Below are 2,572 nucleotides of genomic sequence, written 5' to 3'. Positions count from 1 at the left end.
GTCGGTGCAGTCGAGTCGGTGCAGTCGAGTCGGAGCAGTCGAGTTGGAGCAGGAGTCATGAGCGTGGACTGGGGTTCGGGGACCGAGCTGGGGGAGTTCCGGGCGCAGGTGCGGGAGTTCATCGCCGGCCACGCGCCCGGGCGGCAGGCCAAGGCGGGGGTGCGCAGCCCGGAGAACGCCGAGGAGCTCGCCGAGCTGCGGCGCTGGACTGCCGCGCTGTTCGAGGCGGGCTACCTCGGCGGCGACTGGCCGGTGGAGTTCGGTGGCGAGGCCGAGCACGACCCGCGCCGCGACGTCGTCGTCTCCGAGGAGATTGCCCGGGCGCGCGCGCCCATGCACTCCGGCGCCAACGGGCTCGCCGCCAGCGCGCTGATCCGCTTCGGCACCGACGAGCAGAGGGCGAAGCTGCTGCCCGCCATCCGCAGCAACGAAGACCTGTGGTGCCAGCTGTTCAGCGAGCCGGACGCGGGCAGCGACCTGGCGGGCATGCGCACCCGCGCGGTACTCGACGGCGACGGCTACGTCGTGACCGGGCAGAAGGTGTGGACCACCAACGGCCACTGGGCCAACCGCGGGTACCTGCTGGCCCGCACCGACCCGGACGTGCCCAAGCACAAGGGCATCACCGCGTTCGCGATCGACATGGACACCCCGGGCATCGACGTCCGGCCGCTGCGCGAGCTCACCGGCACCTCCGACTTCAACGAGGTGTTCTTCGACTCCGTGCGCATCCCGGCCTCCGCCGTGATCGGCACGCCCGGCCAGGGCTGGATCGTCGCGAACGCGTCGCTGGCCGAGGAGCGCAACGGCGTCAGCGCCGCGGTCGTCGACCTCCAGCTCGCCTGGGAGGACCTGTACGCGCTCGCCCAGAAGATCGAGATCGAGGGCCGGCCGGCACTGGAGCAGGCCGACATCCGCCAGCGCTTCGGCGCGTTCCGGGCCGAGATCCGCGCCTGCGCGCTGCTCGGGCAGTCCTCGTTCGCCCGTTGGCGGGCCGGCCGGGAGCGGGTGATCGACGCCCCGGCGGGGAAGCTGTGGTTCAGCGAGCTCAACCTGCGGCTGCACGAGTTCGCCGTGGACCTGCTCGGCGCGCGCGGCATCCTCACCGAGGGCGACGTCGACGCCNTCGACGGCGGCCGCTGGCAGGACGCCTACCTCTACGCCCGCGCGTACACGATCGCCGGCGGCAGCTCGGAGATCATGCGCAACCTCATCGCCGAACGCGCCCTCGGCCTGCCGCGCTAGGACCGCCGCCCCCGCCGCCCCCGCCGCCCCCGCCACCCCGCCACCCCGCCAGCCCGCCAGCCCGACGACCCGCCAGCCCGCCAGCCCGCCACCCCGCCAGCCCGACGACCCGCGAGCCCGACCGCACCGGTCGGGGAAGGATCCGGCGACATGCTTCTCAGCGACGAACAGGAAAGCCTGGCCGACGCCGCCCGCGACTGGCTCGCGGAACGCACCGATCTGGCCGCGGCCCGGGCCGACGGCGCGGCGCTCGCGGCGCTCTACTCGGCGCACGACTTACGCGCCGCCGCCGAACTCGGACTCACCTCGCTGCTGCGGCCCGCGGAGGGGGGGACCTTCGCCGACCTCGCGGTCGTCGTGGAGGAACTCGGCCGTGCCGGCTCGCCGCTGCCGCTCGGCCAGGCCGCCCTGGTCGCCCGGCTGCTCGACCAGATCGGTATCGGGGCGGCCGTGTCCGACGCGGTGGCCGAGGGCGCGGCGCTCGCGGTCCCGGCCGCGGCCGAGCCGGACGACGCCGCGATCAGCGGCGCGCCCGGACCCGACGGCACGCTCACCCTCGCCGGCCGGGCGGCTGTCGTCGTCGGCGGACTCGGCGCGGCGTGGCTCCTGGCCAGCGCCGCCATCGACGACGACCGCGCCCTTGCGCTCGTTCCCGCCGCGAGCGCCACCCGTACCGCCCGTACCACCCTCGACCTGAGTCGGGACATCGCCGCCGTCGACCTGCATGGCGTCACCGTCCCGGCGGGTGACTGGGCCCGGGTCGGCGCGGGCGTCGCCGAGACCCTGGACCAGGCCCTGGCGATCATCCACACCCTGGACGCGGTCGGCGCCGCCGGCCGCCTGCTGGACATGACCGTCGGGTACGTCAAGGAACGCGAGCAGTTCGGCCGGCCGGTCGGATCGTTCCAGGCGGTCAAGCACCACGCGGCGACCATGGCCGTCGACATCGAGGCGGCGCGGCTCTGCGGCCACGACGCCGCCCGCGCGCTCGACAGCGGCGATCTGGTCGCCGCCGGCACCGCCGTCGCGGTCGCCGGCTCCGTGGCCGGCGAGGGGACCAGCCGCGCGGCCAGCACGGCGCTGCAGCTCCACGGCGGCATGGGCTTCACCTGGGAGCACGACCTGCACCTGTTCCTGCGCCGGATCAAGGTCGACGAGCTGGTCCGCGGCACGCCCCGCCAGCACCGCGAGCGCCTGATCGCCACCGCCGGCTGACGGCCCGGGAGCGTCCCGCTAGCCCTGTCCTTCGCACGTTCGTGCGATGTGACAGTTCCGTGATCTTTTGGTTGTTCCGTGTCGGGTTTGCCGCGGGGTGGAGTGGTGGGCC

The 2,572-nt window shown here is 74.6% G+C and carries 2 protein-coding genes and 1 pseudogene; all 3 read left to right on the top strand.

Annotated features, from left to right (window positions below; translation table 11 throughout):
• Positions 1-57: 57 nt before the first annotated feature.
• A pseudogene (locus FF86_RS28870) lies at positions 58-1,125 on the top strand (acyl-CoA dehydrogenase family protein); the annotation flags it as partial.
• Between the two features lies 1 nt (position 1,126).
• The coding region (locus tag FF86_RS60120) for an acyl-CoA dehydrogenase family protein (protein ID WP_242419825.1) at positions 1,127-1,245 on the top strand (119 nt) is incomplete at its 5' end.
• A gap of 150 nt (positions 1,246-1,395) precedes the next feature.
• Positions 1,396-2,460 carry an acyl-CoA dehydrogenase family protein gene (locus FF86_RS28865; protein ID WP_044888814.1) on the top strand — a complete coding sequence of 355 codons (1,065 nt, stop codon included), beginning with the start codon at positions 1,396-1,398 and terminating at the stop codon, positions 2,458-2,460.
• Positions 2,461-2,572 lie beyond the last annotated feature (112 nt).

Origin of the sequence: Frankia sp. CpI1-P, from assembly GCF_001421075.1 — a bacterium.
In the GTDB taxonomy this organism is placed as follows: Bacteria; Actinomycetota; Actinomycetes; order Frankiales; family Frankiaceae; genus Frankia; species Frankia torreyi.
Note: the sequence above shows the minus strand (reverse complement) of the source record. Positions and strands in the feature narration are given on the sequence as shown.